General features: G+C 70.9%; 15 protein-coding genes and 1 riboswitch. Of the genes, 9 read left to right on the top strand and 6 right to left on the bottom strand.

What is annotated here, in order from left to right; translation table 11 throughout:
- Window positions 1-24: 24 nt before the first annotated feature.
- The 3 genes from B0I32_RS42350 to B0I32_RS42340 are packed head-to-tail and all read left to right on the top strand — an operon-like array spanning window position 25 to window position 3,736.
- A complete protein-coding gene (locus tag B0I32_RS42350; RefSeq protein ID WP_106249331.1) occupies window positions 25-531 on the top strand; it encodes a PadR family transcriptional regulator in 507 nt (168 codons plus the stop codon).
- Window positions 528-1,208, top strand: coding sequence for an ABC transporter ATP-binding protein (locus B0I32_RS42345; protein ID WP_106249329.1), 681 nt, complete (start codon window positions 528-530; stop codon window positions 1,206-1,208). The genes B0I32_RS42350 and B0I32_RS42345 overlap by 4 nt, the downstream gene beginning before the upstream one ends.
- Window positions 1,205-3,736, top strand: a complete 2,532-nt coding sequence (locus B0I32_RS42340; RefSeq protein WP_106249327.1) for an FtsX-like permease family protein — start codon at window positions 1,205-1,207, stop codon at window positions 3,734-3,736. Before B0I32_RS42345 ends, B0I32_RS42340 begins: the two co-directional genes overlap by 4 nt.
- Here the strand turns inward: B0I32_RS42340 and B0I32_RS42335 are convergent.
- Together B0I32_RS42335 and B0I32_RS42330 are read right to left on the bottom strand one after the other, a co-directional pair.
- On the bottom strand, window positions 3,696-5,057 hold the full coding sequence (locus tag B0I32_RS42335; RefSeq protein WP_106249325.1) for an MFS transporter: 1,362 nt from the start codon (window positions 5,055-5,057) through the stop codon (window positions 3,696-3,698). The genes B0I32_RS42340 and B0I32_RS42335 overlap by 41 nt on opposite strands.
- 91 nt (window positions 5,058-5,148) lie before the next feature.
- A complete protein-coding gene (locus B0I32_RS42330) occupies window positions 5,149-5,910 on the bottom strand; it encodes a hypothetical protein (protein ID WP_245956372.1) in 762 nt (253 codons plus the stop codon).
- A gap of 335 nt (window positions 5,911-6,245) precedes the next feature.
- Here B0I32_RS42330 and serA point away from each other — a divergent pair, with 335 nt between their 5' ends.
- A complete protein-coding gene (serA, locus tag B0I32_RS42325; protein WP_106249322.1) occupies window positions 6,246-7,835 on the top strand; it encodes a phosphoglycerate dehydrogenase in 1,590 nt (529 codons plus the stop codon).
- A gap of 489 nt (window positions 7,836-8,324) precedes the next feature.
- Here serA and B0I32_RS42320 read toward each other — a convergent pair whose 3' ends face one another.
- Together B0I32_RS42320 and B0I32_RS42315 are read right to left on the bottom strand one after the other, a co-directional pair.
- A complete protein-coding gene (locus B0I32_RS42320) occupies window positions 8,325-9,140 on the bottom strand; it encodes a class I SAM-dependent methyltransferase (RefSeq protein WP_106249320.1) in 816 nt (271 codons plus the stop codon).
- A gap of 67 nt (window positions 9,141-9,207) precedes the next feature.
- Window positions 9,208-9,738 carry a dihydrofolate reductase family protein gene (locus B0I32_RS42315; protein ID WP_106249318.1) on the bottom strand — a complete coding sequence of 177 codons (531 nt, stop codon included), beginning with the start codon at window positions 9,736-9,738 and terminating at the stop codon, window positions 9,208-9,210.
- A 147-nt stretch (window positions 9,739-9,885) separates the two neighbouring features.
- On the opposite strand from B0I32_RS42315, the gene B0I32_RS42310 reads away from it, so the two are divergent.
- The gene (locus B0I32_RS42310; protein ID WP_106249317.1) at window positions 9,886-10,857 is read left to right on the top strand and encodes an ArsR/SmtB family transcription factor; all 972 of its coding nucleotides are present in this window, start codon (window positions 9,886-9,888) and stop codon (window positions 10,855-10,857) included.
- Window positions 10,858-10,931: 74 nt separating this feature from the next.
- On the opposite strand, the gene B0I32_RS42305 is transcribed toward B0I32_RS42310, so the two are convergent.
- A complete protein-coding gene (locus B0I32_RS42305; protein ID WP_106249315.1) occupies window positions 10,932-11,339 on the bottom strand; it encodes a C40 family peptidase in 408 nt (135 codons plus the stop codon).
- 180 nt (window positions 11,340-11,519) lie between these two features.
- Window positions 11,520-11,667: riboswitch (cyclic di-AMP (ydaO/yuaA leader) on the bottom strand.
- A 99-nt stretch (window positions 11,668-11,766) separates the two neighbouring features.
- On the opposite strand from B0I32_RS42305, the gene B0I32_RS42300 reads away from it, so the two are divergent.
- Together B0I32_RS42300 and B0I32_RS42295 are read left to right on the top strand one after the other, a co-directional pair.
- A complete protein-coding gene (locus B0I32_RS42300) occupies window positions 11,767-12,813 on the top strand; it encodes a 3-isopropylmalate dehydrogenase (protein WP_106249313.1) in 1,047 nt (348 codons plus the stop codon).
- Between the two features lie 286 nt (window positions 12,814-13,099).
- The gene (locus B0I32_RS42295) at window positions 13,100-14,197 is read left to right on the top strand and encodes a branched-chain amino acid aminotransferase (RefSeq protein ID WP_106249311.1); all 1,098 of its coding nucleotides are present in this window, start codon (window positions 13,100-13,102) and stop codon (window positions 14,195-14,197) included.
- 51 nt (window positions 14,198-14,248) lie between these two features.
- Here B0I32_RS42295 and B0I32_RS42290 read toward each other — a convergent pair whose 3' ends face one another.
- Window positions 14,249-14,788 (bottom strand): Uma2 family endonuclease, encoded by a 540-nt coding sequence (locus B0I32_RS42290; RefSeq protein WP_106249309.1) that lies wholly within the window; start codon window positions 14,786-14,788, stop codon window positions 14,249-14,251.
- Between the two features lie 216 nt (window positions 14,789-15,004).
- On the opposite strand from B0I32_RS42290, the gene B0I32_RS42285 reads away from it, so the two are divergent.
- Both B0I32_RS42285 and cimA read left to right on the top strand, forming a co-directional pair.
- Window positions 15,005-15,649 (top strand): DsbA family protein, encoded by a 645-nt coding sequence (locus B0I32_RS42285; RefSeq protein ID WP_106249307.1) that lies wholly within the window; start codon window positions 15,005-15,007, stop codon window positions 15,647-15,649.
- 258 nt (window positions 15,650-15,907) lie between these two features.
- On the top strand, window positions 15,908-17,485 hold the full coding sequence (gene cimA, locus B0I32_RS42280) for a citramalate synthase (protein WP_106249305.1): 1,578 nt from the start codon (window positions 15,908-15,910) through the stop codon (window positions 17,483-17,485).
- Window positions 17,486-17,499 lie beyond the last annotated feature (14 nt).

Here is a 17,499-nt window from a genome sequence, read left to right as displayed (position 1 = left end):
ACTCCGTATGCATACTCAGTATCCATGTCGATCAGACACGGACTGCTGGCGCTGCTGCACGGCGGAGCCCGCTACGGCTATCAGCTGCGGGTGGAGTTCGAGGCGTCCACGGGGGCGGCCTGGCCGCTCAACATCGGCCAGGTCTACACGACGCTCGCCCGCCTGGAGCGTGACGGGCTGGTCGCGCCCGGCGGCGAGGACGACCAGGGCCGCGCGGTCTACACGATCACCGAGGCCGGCCGGGAGGAGCTGGAGCACTGGTTCGGCACCCCCGTCGCCCAGACCGACCGGCCGAGGGACGAGCTGGCCATCAAGATCGCGATGGCGGTGTCCGCCGGCGTCGAAGTCGCCGAGGTGGTCCAGACCCAGCGCGTGGCCACCATGCGCGCGTTGCAGCAGCTCACGAAGGACAAACGCGCGGCCGATGGGCTCGCGCAGCGGCTCGTGCTCGACTCGTTGATCTTCAAGGCCGAGGCGGAACAGCGCTGGCTGGACCACTGCGAGGCCGTGTCCAAGGAGAAGAACCGATGACTGTGGTGGAGTTGCGGGAGGTGACCCGCGAGCACGGCAGGGTGCACGCCCTGCGCGGGGTGAGCCTGGAGGTCGCGGCCGGTGAGCTGGTCGCGGTCATGGGCCCGTCGGGCTCGGGCAAGTCCACGCTGCTCAACCTGGCGGGCGGCCTCGACCGGCCGACCTCGGGCGGCGTGACGATCGAGGGCAGGGACCTGGCGAAGGTGAAGGACCTGGCCGCGATCCGGCGTACCAGCGTCGGTTACGTCTTCCAGGACCTCAACCTGATCCCGTCGCTGACGGCCGCCGAGAACGTGATGCTGCCCAGGGAGCTCGACGGCGTCAGATCGGGCCGTGCCCGCGCCGAGGCGTTGGAGGCGCTGGCCGAGGTGGGCGCCGAGGAGGTCGCCGGCCGCTTCCCCGAGGAGCTGTCCGGCGGGCAGCGCCAGCGCGTGGCCATCGCCAGGGCGCTGACGGGCGAGCGCCGGCTGCTGCTGGCCGACGAGCCGACCGGCGCGCTGGACACGGCCACGGGCGATGAGATCCTGCAGTTGCTGCGCACGCGCGCCGACGCGGGCGCGGCGGTGCTGCTCGTCACCCACGAGCCCCGCTACGCCGCCTGGGCGGACCGGGTGATCTACCTGCGCGACGGCCGCATCGCCGAGGCGAACGCGGTACGGCTGGAGAGCGCCAGGTGAGCGCGTTCCGCGCCGCACTGCGCATCTCCCGCAGGGACGCCGCCCGCGCCAAGGGCCGCAGCGCGCTGATCATGGTGATGATCGGGCTGCCGGTTCTGCTCATCACCGGGCTGCTCACGCTGTCGCAGACGACGAACCTGTCCGCGCGCGACGAGCTGCCCTCCCGGCTGGGCCCGGTCGCCGACGCGGTCGTGTACGCGCACCTGCGCAGGACACCCATCACCCAGGAGCCGGCCGGCAGGTTCGGCGACCAGCCGCAGACGGGAGCACGACCACCTGGCTGGACCACCGCCGAGGTCACCGCGCTGACCGGCGGCCGGCTGCTGCCCTTCCACCAGTACACGACCGAGGCCCGCCTGCCGGCCGGCTTCGGCCGGGTGGACCTGCTGGAGATCGACCTGCGCGATCCGCTCGGCACCGGCGTCAGGCCGCTCGTGCGCGGCCGCCACCCCGCGACGCCGCAGGAGATCGCCGTCACGCCCGCGCTGCTCGACGCGGGCGTCACCGTCGGGAGCACGCTCCAGGTGAGCCGGAGCGGCGAGCCGAAGCGCGTCGTGGGCGTCGTCGAGCACCCGAACCGCCCGGGGATCAGCGAGGTCGTCGCCCTGTACGACTCCGTACGACCGCCCGAGGGAACCTGGCGCGGCCCCGGCTGGCTGGCCGACACCCCGGCCCCCGTCACCTGGCAGGACGTGAAACGGCTGAACCGGGCGGGAGTGCGCGTGGCCTCCCGAGCCGTCGTCGAGAGCCCCCGCACGGACGCCTTCGACGCGGGTTCCAGCCGCCCTGACCAGCGGTTGTGGACGGCCATCGCCGTGCTGCTCGTCGTCACGCAGACGGTGCTGCTGGCCGGGCCCGCGTTCGCCGTCGGGCTGCGCCGGCGCGGCAGGGAGCTGGCCACCATCGCCGCGCAGGGTGGCTCGCCGCGTCACCTGCGCACGATCGTGCTGGCCGACGGCCTGCTCCTGGGCGGCGCCGCGGCCCTGATCGGCGCCGCACTGGGCGTCGGCGCGGGCGCGATCGCCGAGGCGGTCGCGGCCAGATACCTGGACTGGACCAGCGGGCCACCGGACATCCCGTGGTGGCAGGTGCTCGGCGTCGCGGCGCTCGGCCTGGTCAGCGCTCTGGTGGCGGCGATGGCCCCGGCTGCCGGGGCGGCGCGGCAGAGCCCGGCCCAGGTGCTCGCCGGGCGCGCGGCGAAGGCGCGTGAGCGTGTGGGCGTTCCGGTGCTCGGGCTCGTGCTGGTGCTGCTGGGAGTGGCCATGATGTTCACCGTCGCGTCGAGGAACGACCTCGGCGTGGTGGCCTCGGCCACGGTGACGCTCTTCGGGCTGATCGCGCTGACGCCGTGGCTCGTGGCCCGTACCGGACGGCTCGCCGCCCGCCTGCCGCTGCCGGCGCGGCTGTCGATCCGGGACGGCGCCCGCCATCGCGCCCGCACGGCCTCGGCGGTGGCGGCCGTCATGGCGGCCACGATGGGCGCGGTCACGGTCGGCATCGCGTACCACACGACGTACGCCGAGCGCCGCGAGGAGTCCAGGCCCGCGGCGCCCGAGGGCACCCTGGTCGTCTACGGTCAGAGCGCCGACGATCACGTCTGGTCGGAGGTGCGCGCCGCCATGCGTGAGCGGTTGCCCGCGGCGACCTTCGTCCCCGGGCTCGCGGCGGTGGACGACCAGGGGCGGGAGCTGGCGACCTTCCTGCGGTCACCGGCGGATGGGACCTCCTCCCCCTACTACGGATCGCCGTTCGACCTCCCGATCACCGGCGACGCCCGGCTGCTCGCCCTCCTCCAGGGGCGGCGGGACCCGTCGGCCGAGGCCGCGCTGGCGGCCGGCCGGGCCGTGGTGTTCGACCCCCGGCTGATCAGCGACGGCGCCCTGGACGTGACCGTCCAAGGAGGGGAGGACGCCGACGGGGTCCCGATCCGCATCCCGGCGGTGCGGGCCGGTGCCGCCCAGGCCGGCCAGGGCGGCGCCGTGATCCCCGCGTCGGCCCTGAAGAAGGCCGGGTTCGAGACCGCCGAGCGGAGGCTGTACGCCACGCTGCCCCAACCCGTGCCGGACCAGCTGGAGCCGGACCTGCAGGCGCTGGCGATCGGCGCGGCGGTCGTCGTCATCGACGACGACAGCGACGAGCAGTACGCCCTCATGCTCGGAGCGCTGCTGGCCGCGGCCGTGATCCTGGTGCTCGGCGGCACCTTCGCGGCCACGGGCTTGGCCGCGGCCGACATGCGCCGCGATCTCGACATCCTGTCGGCCGTGGGCGGCCGTCCCCTGACCCGCAGGCTGGTGGTGGCGGCGCAGGCCGGTTACATCGCGGGGCTGGGCGCCGTCACGGGCCTGGTGGCGGGCCTGGTGACCGCCACGGCCATGACGCAGGGCCTGCGGACGGCGCGCGTGTCCGGCGGCCTGGCGATGCCGTGGCCCTTCCTGGCCGTGCTCGTGCTGGGGCTGCCCCTGCTGGCGGCGCTGCTCGCCGGGGCGTTCACTCGGACGCGGCCGGCTCCGGCTCGCCGGGTGGCGTGAGGCGGTACTTCAGCGTTATCAGCACCGACGCGAAGATGATCAGCGCGGGGACCGTGGTCTGTCCGATGAGGACCGCGGTCACCGCGCTGTCCGGCTGCTCGACCGGTTTGCTCGGCTGGGACTCGACGAAGCCGCTGATCGACAGGATCACCCCGAAGATCAGCGCGCCGAACGAGCTGAACCCGCTCTCGATCGCCGTCCACAGCCCGGTCAGCACGCCGGCCCGCCGCTTGCCCGTCCTGGCCGCGTCCACCGCGATCACGTCGGCGAGCATGGAGAACTGCATGAGCTGCACGCCCGCGTACCCGACGCCCACCACCAGGATCGTGACGTGCGCCCAGATCGGGCCGAACAGCGGCGTCGCCATGGCGGCCGTCGTCCCGGCCCCGAACAGCAGCGCCGCCACCACCATCGCGCCGCGCTTGTCGAGGCGCCTGGCCACGCGCACCCACAGCGGCATGGTCAGCAGGATCGGCCCGACCAGCACGGCGAAGAGCGTCTGCGTGGCCCCCGAGGAGCCCAGCGTGTACGTCGCGAAGTACGGCGCCGCCGCCAGCATCATGCTGACCGCCAGCATCTGGACGCAGGCCAGCACGGTCAGCCACACGAACGCCGAGTTGCCCTTGATCGCCGCGAACTGCTCCCGCCACGTGCCCCGATCCCCTTCGGGGGCGCCGGTCATGGGGGCGCGGGCGGTGCCGAAGAAGGAGCCGAGCATGGCCGCGAACAGCACGATCGCGATCGTCAGCGCCATCAGCCGGTAGCTGCCCAGCGTGCCGTCCACGCCCTCGCTGTGGGCGATGGCCGGGGCCAGCACGCCGCTGATCGCGGTGGCCGCGCCGATGAACACCATCCGCCACTGCAGCAGCGACGTGCGCTCGTGGTAGTCGTGCGTCATCTCGCCCGGCATCGCCTTGTACGGCACCTCGAACAGCGCGTACGCGGTCGCCGTGGCCATGAAGCAGAGCCCGACGTAGAGCGCGGCCGGCACCCCGGTCAGCGGCGGCCCGGCGAAGACCAGGAAGAACGCGACCGGCAGCGTGCACGCCCCGGCCAGCAGCCAGGGCCGGCGCGGCCCCCAGCGCGAGGTGGTCCGGTCCGACCAGCGCCCGACCAGCGGATTGATGATCAGGTCCCAGACCTTGGGCGCGGTGACGACCACGCCGGCCAGCCACGCGGGCACGGCCAGGAAGTTCGTCATGTAGAACAGCAGCAGCAGGCCCGGCACGGCGTTGACCGTGGCGGTGCAGAAGGAGCCCACCCCGTAACCGAGGCGCACGCCCTTCGGAACGGTGGCCGTGCCGGCCGCCGGTGTGATCATTCCCTCATTGAAGCCGAGCGGGGGCCGGTCCGGGAGGGCCCACTTTTCGCGAACCCGCCCGTTCGGTCCGACCCGCTCGGCCCGAGCCCGTTCAGTCGGACACGTTGGCGCAGACCACGTGCGCGCCGATCTCGATCATCCGCTGCTCGCTGCGCGAGTCGGCCACCCTGGCCATGAGGATCGGCGCACCGGACGCGGCGAACTGCGGCAGCCGGGCGCGTACCAGGCGGTGCAGGTCGCGTACGACGTCCTCGGCCGCCGACATGTGCACCTTCACGTGCAGCATGATCCCCGGCGCCCCGGACGCCGTGCGGGCCTCCGAGATCCAGACGTGGTGCACCAGCGGGAAGTCCATGAGCAGGTACCCGATCGCCTTCCGCAGCGCGGGCAGGATCGGATGCGTGCACCGCCGATATCCCGGGTCCACCTGCTGCATCGGCCCCGACAGGTGCGGCCGGGGCGCGGGCACCCAGGGCAGCGTGGGGGCGTGCGGCGTCGGCGGGGCCACCTGGGCCAGCGCGGCACCGCGCGACACGGTGGCCATGGCGCCCGTCGCGTAGGCGGCCGGCACGGCCCCCGACAGGACGGGCGTCGGTCCCGTGCGCGTCGTGGTGATGAAGCGCTGGAGGTCGTCGATGGGCACGGCCGCGGCGGCTGGTCCGGCCGCGTCGATGACGATCTCGCGCACTCCGGTGACGCGCTGGATGTCCAGGATGGTGTCGGCGTCGCACGCCGAGAGGGAATGGCTGCCGCGGTGCCTGGCATAGGTAGCGGCGCTGGTGTATCCGAGCAGCACTCGGTCACCCGCCTGCGTCGTCCCCAGGACGACGGAACGATCTGGTCGCACTGCCACCAGGACTCCACCGTCGGCAAGAGCGCCCAGCAGGCGATGCGGAGCGCCATGCTGGGCGAGCACGTCGGCAAGCGCAGGATTCCCGATGCTCATATGACGAACCATAGGTAGTCGGCCACGGCTTATCAGGCTAATGGCCAATAAATCTCCCGATCAAGACAAAGATGCATTCAGAGTGGATGAGTTTGCCGAGCGGTGGGTACGCCGGTCCCCGTCTCACATGGTGGGTCCCTCGTGAACGCGTTCACAAGCGGCGGTTAGACTCTGTGGGACCGCCGGGGGGATCCATGGACGTGAACCCTCCCAAGCCGCCGTGACCAAAAGGATCCACACCTGTGAACAAGCCCGTCGTTCTGGTCGCAGAGGAGCTGTCCGAGGCTGGCCTCGCCGTACTCGGTGCGGATTTCGAGGTCCGCCACACCGACGGCGCCGACCGGTCCCAGTTCCTGCCCGCCCTCGCCGACGTGGACGCGCTGATCGTCCGCTCCGCCACGCAGGTCGACGCCGAGGCCATCGCCGCGGCCCCCAAGCTGCGCGTCGTCGCCCGCGCCGGCGTCGGTCTCGACAACGTCGACGTCGAGGCGGCGACCAAGGCCGGTGTCATGGTCGTCAACGCGCCGACCTCCAACATCACCAGCGCCGCCGAGCAGACCGTCGCCCTCGTCCTGGCCAGCGCCCGCAACACGGCCCAGGCGCACTCCGCGCTGAAGAACGGCGAGTGGAAGCGGTCCAAGTACACCGGTGTCGAGCTGGACGAGAAGGTCGTCGGCATCCTCGGCTTCGGCAAGATCGGTCAGCTCGTGGCGCAGCGGCTGCAGCCGTTCGGCGTCGAGATCATCGCCTACGACCCCTACCTGCCGCCGGCCCGCGCCGCGCAGCTCGGCGTGAAGCTGGTGAGCCTCGACGAGGTCTTCAAGCAGGCCGACTTCATCACGGTGCACCTGCCGAAGACCAAGGAGACCCTGGGCATCATCGGCGACGAGGCGCTGCACAAGGTCAAGCCGAGCGTGCGCATCGTCAACGTCGCCCGCGGCGGCATCGTGGACGAGGCCGCGCTCTACTCGGCGATCAAGGAGGGCCGGGTCGCGGGAGCCGGCCTGGACGTGTTCGCCAAGGAGCCGTGCACCGACAGCCCGCTGTTCGAGCTGGACCAGGTCGTCGTCACGCCGCACCTGGGCGCCTCCACCCACGAGGCCCAGGAGAAGGCCGGCACCCAGGTCGCGCGCAGCGTGAAGCTGGCGCTCGCGGGCGAGTTCGTGCCGGACGCCGTCAACGTCCAGGGCGGCGCCGTGGCCGAGGACGTCAAGCCGGGCCTGCCGCTGGCCGAGAAGCTCGGCCGGGTCTTCACCGCGCTGGCGGGCGAGGTCGCCACCAAGCTCGACGTCGAGGTGCGCGGCGAGATCGCCGCCCAGGACGTCCGGGTGATCGAGCTGGCCGCGCTCAAGGGCGTCTTCGCCGACGTGGTCGAGGAGCAGGTCACCTACGTCAACGCGCCGCTGCTGGCCAAAGACCGCGGCATCGCCGTCGAGCTGGTGACCAGCACCGAGAGTCCCGACTGGCGCAACGTGGTGACGGTGCGCGGCGTGCTGGCCGACGGCCGCGCGGTCTCGGTCTCGGGCACGCTGTCCGGCCCCCGGCAGATCACCAAGATCGTCGAGGTCAACGGCTACGAGATGGAGATCGAGCCGACGGCTCACCTCTGCTTCCTCACCTACGCCGACCGCCCCGGCATCGTCGGCGTGGTGGGCCGCCTTCTCGGCGAGCACGGCATCAACATCGCCTCGATGCAGGTGGCCCGTGACGTCAAGGGCGGCAAGGCGCTCATCGCGCTGACCGTCGACTCGGCCATCCCGGCCGAGGTCGTCGAGCAGATCGGCGCCGAGATCGGCGCCGAGAGCGGTCGCTCGGTGGACCTGGAGGACTGACACACCCGCCTCGTCCGATCAGTGGGGAAGGCCGTTCCGTTTCACGGGACGGCCTTTCTTGTCTCACGATGCGAGATAGTAGGACATCCGAGCAGTATGCTCAGGTACTCTTACCGGTAATGCGCCAGGTTCTCGTACTTATTACCTGCCGCGGCGGGGCCTGTTAGGGCAGGTCGACGACTCGCCGCGGTGTGCGGCGTGTGCGTCGGCCGATAAGTCCCTTCGTCCGGTCCGTGACCCGGACCACGAGATCAGGCCCGGTCGGATTCCCGACCGGAGTCCGGCTTCCCAGTCGAACGACGTCCGCGAAATGAGATGAGTGAGATGTACGAGATGTATGCCTGGAACCGTGCCGACGACCACGAGGACGAGGCGGTCGAGGCCGTGCAGATGGCGCTGGACCGGCGTGACAACGGCGGCGCCCCGCAGAACTCCAGCCGGTAGCACGCGGGCGCCCCGCGCACGTCCGGCCGGCAGGACGCGGAGTCCTCAGAACTCCAGCCGGTAGAACGTCGCGGTCCTCCGCATCCCCGGCACCAGCGAGGCGATCCTGGCCACGGCGCGGTGCGCGGGCGACAGCAGGTCGAACCCGTCGATGTCGAACGCGCTCACGGCCGACAGGCAGCGCAGGCCCGGATGGATCGCCAGCAGCTCGGCGGGGCCGTCGATGCCCCAGTGCATCGTGGCCCCGGCCTTGCGCACGGGCTTGTTGAACCGCTGCAGCCGCAGCCCGAACCGGCTCAGCGCGTCGAAGACGAACAGACCGCTGGGGAACCGGTCCACGATCGCCCGCAGCAGCGCCCGGCCACCGTCCGGGTCCAGGTAGTAGAGCAGGCCCTCGGCCACGACCAGCGCGGGGGCGTCGGCGGGGATCCGCTCCAGCCAGGCCAGGTCGGTGACCGACGTCCCGACCGTGGCGTAGGCCCTGCGCTCGGGGAACAGCCGCCGGCGCAGCTCGACCACCTCAGGATGGTCCACGTCGTACCAGCGGACGGAGTCCGGCGGGTCGAGCCGGTGCACGCGGGTGTCGAGCCCGCAGCCCAGATGCAGCACGGTGACCTTGGGATGGGCGTCGAGGAACCCGGCGGCCCACCCGTCCAGGAACCGCGCCCTGAGCGCGACCGCGGCGGCGCTGCCCGCGTTCATGCCCACCCCGCCGAAGTCGTGGTCGATCCGGCCGGCCGTCTCGGCGGCCAGATCGTCACCGAGGATCGGGTGCGGGGACCGGGCGTCCAGCGCCCTGCCGTACAGGGTGGCGAGGAGAGTGGCCTTCTCCTCCGTCAGGTGCACCTTCTCCGGCGACATGCCTTCACGCTACGTCCGCCCGCCGGGCGGCGGGCGAGGCGATCCCGGCGGCTGTGGCCCGGGACCTTCAGCGGCTGTAGTCGAGGAACAAGGTGCCGTTCTTGCCGCGTTCGACCTCGGTCAGCTGCCACGACCGGACCTCCTCGCCGTCGAACACCCGCCTGCCCCGGCCCACCACCGCCGGTGCGACGACCAGCCGCAGCTCGTCGACGAGCCCGGCCCGCATCAGCGACCGGGTCAGGTCGATGCTGCCGTGGATGCCGATGTCGCCGCCCGCCTCCTGCTTGAGCGCGGTGACGTACTCGGGCGCCGGAGTGGCGACGAAGGTGGAGCCGGCCCATGACAGAGCGGGCGTGCCGGAGGTGAGCACGTGCTTGCGGGTGCCGTTGATGAAGCCGGCGAACGGCTGGAAGTCCGAGGTGGGCCAGTGGCCGGCCCAGTAGTCGTAGGTTCCGCGTCCCAGCAGGACGTCGTCCTGGGTGGCGATGACCCGGTTGAGGTAGGCGATCAGCTGGGGGCCGTCGTCGGCGAGCCAGTCGCCCTCCTCGTACGCGATGCCGTCGAGGGACATGAGGTGGTAGAGCACGACCTTGCGCATGTGAGTTCTCCTGGTCGATCACTTGGGTCGATCACTTGGGTCGATCGCTGGGGCGGTGGGGCGAGCCCGTCGTGTGTCCCATGGTGTGGCCGGGGCACGGGTCTCCGCGATAGATTCGGCGGCAGCCGAATCCATGGGGGGTCGGGCATGCTCACCGTGGCGTTCTCCGTCCATGACCTGACCTCGATCAGGTTCGCGTACTCCCCGCTCAGGGAGGTCTCCACCGGCGTCCACGCCCTGCGCACCCCCGCCGGGCGCGTCCTGCATCTGCCGTGGTTCAAGCAGGTGGGCGCCCGGCTCGGCGGCGAGCTGGCCCCGTTGCTCGACCTCGTCACCGGCGGCCCGTACATCCCCGACTTCCTGTGCCCCGTCCCCACCAGCCCGCTCCCGGACCTGGCCGGCGAACTGGCGATGCTGCGTGCGACCCCCCACGAGATCATCCGCGCGGACCTCGACCGCATGGCGGACGAGACACCCGGCTCGTTGACCGGCCGTGCCATGGAGCTGTACCGGGATCCGGCCGCCGGCCTCGACCGGCTGTCGGCCGCCATCGAGGCCTACTGGCGGCTGGCCATGGCGCCGCACTGGCCGCGTATGCGCACCCTGCTCGAAGGCGACCTGCTCCATCGGGCCCGGCGCCTGGCCGAACTCGGCCCCGCCGGGGTGTTCGCGGACCTGCACCCGGCCATCCGCTGGGAAGGCCGCACCCTCTACCTGGAGCGCCGCCCGGCGGAGTGGTCCAGGACGCTGAACGGCGAGGGCCTGCTGCTGGCCCCGTCCATCTTCGTCTGGCCCGATTTCCTCTACCGCACCGACTCCCCGGGCCAGGTGGCCATCACCTACCCGGTCCGCGCCGTCGCCACGCTGTGGGAGCGCGGCGCCGCGCCCGCCCCCGGCGCGCTGGCCGCGGTCGTCGGCCGCTCCCGCGCGCTGCTGCTGGGCGAGCTCGACGCCCCCGCCTCCACCACCGACCTGTCCCGCCGCACCGGCCTGGCCTCCGCCAGCGTCTCCGAGCAGCTCACCCTGCTGCTGTCGGCCGGCCTGGTCGCCAAGCACCGCGTCGGCAGGTCCGTGCTCTACGTCCGCACCCCGCGTGCCCAGGGCCTGCTGGACGGCTGATCCCGCGGGCCGGGCGGTGTGCGGGTGGGCGGCGGCCCCGCGCGGCCGCCGCCCACCCGCCGTCTAGCTCCGGCTCACAACACGGAGGCGGTGAGGGGGGCGGGGCCGGACTCCTCGCGCTGTTCGAGCACGTGCTTCCACTCGCGTACGCCCGCGCGGTCCGGCCGGACCGCACCGACGAACGCCTGCCTGCGCCAGTCGGAGAGCTTCTCCTCCTTGACCACGTCGCCCGTGTGGGGGGAGTGCACCATGTAGCCGGGTTTGGAGATCATGCCCACGTGGCCGAGGCCGCTGAAGAAGACCAGGTCGCCGGGCTTGAGGTGGTCCCAGGAGATCTTCCTGGAGAACGCCCCGTACTGTTCGGCGGCGGTGCGCGGGAGTTCGACCCCGGCCGCCTCGTAGGCCCGGAGCATGAGCCCCGAGCAGTCGTACCCCTGTCTGCTGGCTCCGCCCCAGACATACGGGGTACCGCGTTTGTCCATGGCGTATCTGAGGGCGACCTTCCAGGCAGGCTTGGGGGTCTGCTTCTCCTGGATGCGTTTGATCTCAGCGCCGGTCAGGGTGGTGGTGTCGTCGTCGTCGGTTGCTGCCTGGGCTGCTGGGGTGGCCAGGATGAGTCCGGCGGCGGCCGCCGCCAGGACGATGGCGATGCGAGACAGAGCACTGTCCTTCCATGAGGCCGGCCGGGTTAGCTGACGGGCTCGGGCCTGGAAGACAGCCCTACGGCGCGCTGGGCGCCGATTCGCCCCTGGGGGAGAGATGGGTCCCCGGCTCCACGCAGCGGCTGCGTGGATTAGGCCCGATGGACTCTAGCGAATGGGTCAAAAGGTAGTAAACCCCCAAAAATCGGACGTCCGGAAGTTGAGATGGTGTGTTCGTCAGACGAGACGAGCCGGTAAGGTACCGCCCATGGAGTCGCGTAACATCCGCTTGGCCGTCATCCCCGGGGATGGCATCGGCACCGAGGTCGTCGCCGAAGGACTCAAGGTCCTGGAGGCGGTGGGCACCAAGATCGAGCCCACCCACTACGACCTGGGGGCCGCACGCTACCACCGCACGGGCGAGACGCTGCCCGACTCGGTGCTGGAGGAGCTGCGCGGCTTCGACGCGATCCTGCTCGGCGCCATCGGCGACCCCAGCGTGCCGCCCGGCATCCTCGAGCGCGACCTGCTGCTGCGCCTGCGGTTCACCTTCGACCACTACGTCAACCTGCGCCCGGTCAAGCTGTTCCCCGGCGTGGAGACGCCGCTGGCCGACACGCCCACCGAGGACATCGACATGATCGTCGTCCGCGAGGGCACCGAGGGCCTCTACGCCGGCACCGGCGGGGTCATGCGGCGGGGCACGCCGCACGAGATCGCCACCCAGGAGTCGCTCAACACCGCCCACGGCGTCGAGCGCGTGGTGCGTTACGCGTTCGAGCAGGCCAAGTCGCGGCCGCGCAAGAAGCTCACGCTCGTCCACAAGACGAACGTGCTGTCCTACGCCGGCGACCTGTGGCAGCGCACGGTCAACCGGGTGGCCGAGGAATACCCCGAGGTCACCACCGACTACAGCCACATCGACGCGGCCTCGATGTTCTTCGTCACCCAGCCCGAGCGCTTCGACGTGATCGTCACCGACAACCTGTTCGGCGACATCATCACCGACCTCGGCGCGGCCATCGCCGGCGGCATCGGCCTGGCCGCCAGCGGCAACATCAACCCCGAGCGGACCGCGCCCAGCATGTTCGAGCCGGTGCACGGCAGCGCGCCCGACATCGCCGGCCAGGGCAAGGCCGACCCCACCGCGACCATCCTGTCCGTCGCCATGCTCCTCGACCACCTCGGCCTGCGCGCCGAGGCGGCCAAGGTCGAGCAGGCGGTCGCCGACGACATCGTCGAGCGCCTGGCCGGCTGGGCCGGTCGCACCACGCACGAGATCGGCGACGACATCACCGCGCGAGTATCCGGCTAGGACCGCCTAGCCCCGATCAAGCGCCCGGCGGTCCGAGGAGGACTGCCGGGCGCTTTTTCGTGTGCGGGTTCGGGTTCCGGCGGCCACGCGTGCAGCGCTCAGCGTCAAAAGGACTAATCATCCCTTTGGCCCCTTGCTATCCCATATGGCGAGACAATAGGAAGTACGGACTGCCCTTACGGGCATGACCGCTCACCGCGGCGGGTCCGCAGTCAGCAAGCAGATCCCGTACATCCGCTAGATTTCGGTAGATTTTCGGTAGACCGCAGAGAGAAGGACCGCCGTCATGACCATCGCTCAGAAGCTCAGCTTCGACGTGCAGCTATCCGACCACGCTCGCACCGCGGCCGAGCGGGAGCAGGTACTGGCGGACCCCGGTTTCGGGCAGACCTTCACCGATCACATGGTCTCGATCGACTACACCGAGGGTCAGGGCTGGCACGACGCCCGGCTGCTGCCGTACGGGCCGCTCCAGCTCGACCCGGCCACCGCGGTCTTCCACTACGCGCAGGAGCTGTTCGAGGGGCTCAAGGCCTACCGCCAGCTCAACGGGTCGATCGTGACCTTCCGCCCCTACGCGAACGCCACCCGCTTCAACCGCTCCGCCGCGCGCATGGCCATGCCGGAACTGCCCGAGGAGACCTTCGTCGACTCGCTGGAGCTGCTCGTCCAGACCGACAAGGAGTGGGTGCCCACCACCGAGGGGCACAGCCTCTACCTGCGCCCCTTCATGATCGCCACCCAGGCGGGGCTGGGCGTCAACTACCCGTCGAAGACCTACAAGTACATGGTCATCGCCTCGCCGGCGGCCTCGTACTTCACCGGCGGCATCAAGCCCGTCTCCGTCTGGCTGTCCACCGAGTACACCAGGGCCGCCCCCGGCGGCACCGGCTTCGCCAAGTGCGGCGGCAACTACGCCGCGGCCTTCGTCGCGCAGCGGCAGGCGGTGGAGAACGGCTGCGACCAGGTGGTCTGGCTGGATGCCCACGAGCACCGCTACGTGGAGGAGATGGGCGGGATGAACCTGTTCTTCGTCTTCGGCGGCAAGCTCGTCACCCCCTCGCTCACCGGCACCCTGCTGCCCGGCATCACCAGGGACTCGATCCTGGAGCTGGCCGGGGACCTCGGGCTGGAGACCGAGGAGCGGCTCATCAGCGTGGACGAGTGGCAGGCCGCGTGCGAGTCGGGCGAGCTCACGGAGGTGTTCGCGTGCGGCACCGCCGCCGTGGTCACGCCGGTCGGCACGGTCAAGGGCGCCGACCGCTCCTGGACCATCGCCGACGGCACGCCGGGCCCGGTGACCATGCGCGTGCGGGAGGAGCTGGTGGGCATCCAGTACGGCGCCCGCCCCGACACCCACAACTGGATCCACAAGATCGTCTGATCCCGGGAGTTGTGCCGTATTCCCCGGGGCCGCGGGCTCCGGGGAATCGGTTCACCACAGTTCCCGCGTCTCCACGGCGAATTCCCAGGGCGCCGGAAGAATGAGCGGTTCGGCGCCCGCCACCAGGATTTCCGTCCCGTATTTCCCGCCCTCCGGCCGGCCGAAGAGTTTCACCGTGCACTCCAGCGGATCGACCAGCAGATAAAGCGGCACCCCGCCCCGCGCGTATTCGCCCGGCTTGACGTGATAATCCTCGTAGACGCTGCCGGCGGTGACGATGTCGACGAGCAGCACGGTCGCGTCGCCGTACACCGCGTGTTCCATCCGCATGCGCGGGCGGCGGGGCACCACGGCGAGGTCGGGCACGTAGCGGTCGGCGTTCTGGCCCAGATAGACGGTGATGTTCGGCCAGATCTCCCAGCCCCGCTCGACCGCCGGGCCGATCAGCCGGCACACCATCTGGAAGACGAGCGTGTTGTGCTGCCACGTTCCGGACTCGTTCACCACGATCCGGCCGTGCGCCGTCTCCACCCGATATTCCGGAAGCAGATCGCGCACGCTGCGAAATCGCTCTTCGAGTGGCCCGGCCATGCCTTCCGTCCTTCACCTGCGTCGGGGGTGATCGAGCGTACGGCCGGACGGGTGTGTGACAACAGGGTGTGATCGTCGCCCGCCGAGGCCGGACAGGTATGGCCCCCGCCGGCTTTCACGATCCGCCCGCCGCCCGCGTTCGGCGGGCGGGCCTTATGCGGGCGTTGTTTCCGTTTCCGGTAGGGTTCGCGCGATCGACGAGGTGAGAGTGGGCTGATGATGAAGCGGTTGCTGGCGGTCGCGGTGGCGGGATTGGCGATCGCCGTGCTCGGGGTGCTGGCGTTCTCCGAGCCGGGCGAGTCGTCCGACGGCGTGACCCTGAGCAGGCAGGCGGACGGCTCGATGGTGCTGGCCGACCTGGGGGGCAAGGCCCCGGTGCTGGACGTGTACGAGGACTTCGACTGCCCGGTCTGCAAGGACATGCACGGCAAAGTGGACACGACGATTCAGCGGCTGGCCAGGGAGGGGAGGGTGAAGGTCGTCTTCCACACCGTGACGATCTTCCGTGACGAGCCCATGCGCTCCAACTCCATCCGCGCCGCCGCGGCCGCCCGCTGCGTGCCCGAGGCGAACTGGCTGGCCTTCAGGGACGCGTTGTACGCCATGCAGCCCGCGCCGCACGGCCAGGCGTCCGGGTTCGCCGTCGCCGACCTGGCCGCCGCCGCGAGGAAGGCGGGCGCGTCGGTGGACTCGTGCGTGACGTCGCAGTCGTACGCGGACGTGCACGTGGCGGAGACGGCGAAGATCCCGCTGGAGGGCACGCCGACCGTGGTCCTCGACGGGCAACTGCTGGGCAACGAGGCGTTCGACCCGGCCGCGCTGGAGAAGCTCATCACCGGAGGCGTCGGCGTCCAGGTGTGACCGGAGCGGGGTGAAACCCGAACGTGTGCACGCGCTCTGACCAGGCGTGCACACGGAAGGTGTCCATGGGGTGAGACCGGTGTGCCAGATGGTGAATCCATGTGGCAGACTGGGCGACACCATGTTCTACAGTCTGCTCATTATCGGCAGGCGCGCCGGCTGACGAAGGACACCGCCGGCGCGCAGACCTCTCACGTCCGTGAGGGGTCTTTTTGTTTTCCCGAAGACACCGAACCTTCCGCAGAGAAGAGACCACTCATGGCCGACGACCGCTTCCACGTATACGACACGACACTGCGGGACGGCGCGCAGCAGGAGGGGCTCACCCTCACCGTCGCCGACAAGCTCGCCGTGGCGCGGCACCTGGACGGCCTGGGCGTCGGTTTCATCGAAGGGGGCTGGCCGGGCGCCAACCCCAAGGACACAGAGTTCTTCAGGCGCGCTCAAACAGAGCTCGACCTGAAGCACGCGCAACTCGCCGCGTTCGGCGCGACCCGCCGGGCAGGTATGAAGGCAGCCGACGACCCTCTGGTTGCCGCGTTGCGCGAATCCGGCGCGCCGGTCGTGACCCTTGTCGCCAAGAGTCACGACCGGCACGTGGAGCTGGCCCTCCGCACGACTCTCCAGGAGAACCTCGCGATGATCCGCGACACGGTCTCTCACCTTCGTGCGGAGGGACAGCGGGTCTTCCTCGACGCCGAGCACTTCTTCGACGGCTACAAGTCCAATCCAGCCTACGCGCTGGAGGTCCTGCGCACCGCCGCCGAAGCCGGGGCCGACGTCATCGCCCTGTGCGACACCAACGGCGGCATGCTCCCCGACGAGCTGGCCGAGATCGTCCAGGACGCCGCCCGCGCCGGCGCCCGCGTCGGCATCCACTGCCACGACGACACCGGCTGCGCCGTGGCCAACACCCTGGCCGCCGTCCGGGCCGGCGCCACCCACGTGCAGGGCTGCGCCAATGGCTACGGCGAGCGCTCCGGCAACGCCAACCTCTTCACGGTCGTGGCCAACCTGCAGCTCAAGCGCGGGTACGACCTCGTACCGGAAGAGTCGCTGGCCGACATGACCCGCATCGCCCACGCGATCACCGAGCTCACCAACGTCACCCCCAACTCGCACGCCCCCTACGTCGGCACCTCCGCCTTCGCCCACAAGGCCGGCCTGCACGCCAGCGCCATCAAGGTCGACCCCAACCTCTACCAGCACATCGATCCGGCGCAGGTCGGCAACGACATGCGCATGCTCGTCTCCGACATGGCCGGGCGAGCCTCGGTCGAGCTCAAGGGCCGCGAGCTCGGCTACGAGCTGACCCCCGAGCACACCAAGTCACTGGTCGAGCGGGTCAAGGAGCTGGAGGCCGAGGGCTTCACGTTCGAGGCCGCCGACGCCTCGTTCGAGCTGCTGCTGCGCGACACCGTGCAGGGCGAGCGCAAGCGTCACTTCGACGTCGAGTCCTGGCGGGTCATCGTCGAGCGCACCAAGGGCGGCGAGCTGGTCAGCGAGGCCACGGTCAAGCTGTACGCCAAGGGCGAGCGCATCGTCGCCACCGGCGAGGGCAACGGCCCCGTCAACGCCCTCGACAAGGCCGTCCGCCAGGCGCTGGAACAGCTCTACCCCGAGCTGGCCAAGCTGGAGCTGATCGACTACAAGGTGCGCATCCTGGAGGGCACCCACGGCACGGACGCCGTCACCCGGGTGCTCATCACCTCCAGCGACGACAAGAGCGAGTGGGCCACGGTCGGGGTCGCCGAGAACATCATCGACGCCTCCTGGCAGGCCCTGGAGCAGGCCGTCACCTACGGCCTGCTGCGCGCCGGCCGCGACCTCGCCTGAGGCCCGGCCGCTCG

Origin of the sequence: Nonomuraea fuscirosea, assembly GCF_003001935.1 — a bacterium.
Lineage (GTDB): Bacteria > Actinomycetota > Actinomycetes > Streptosporangiales > Streptosporangiaceae > Nonomuraea > Nonomuraea fuscirosea.
The sequence above is the reverse complement of the archived record's forward strand: the minus strand, read 5'-3'. Positions and strand labels throughout refer to the sequence as shown.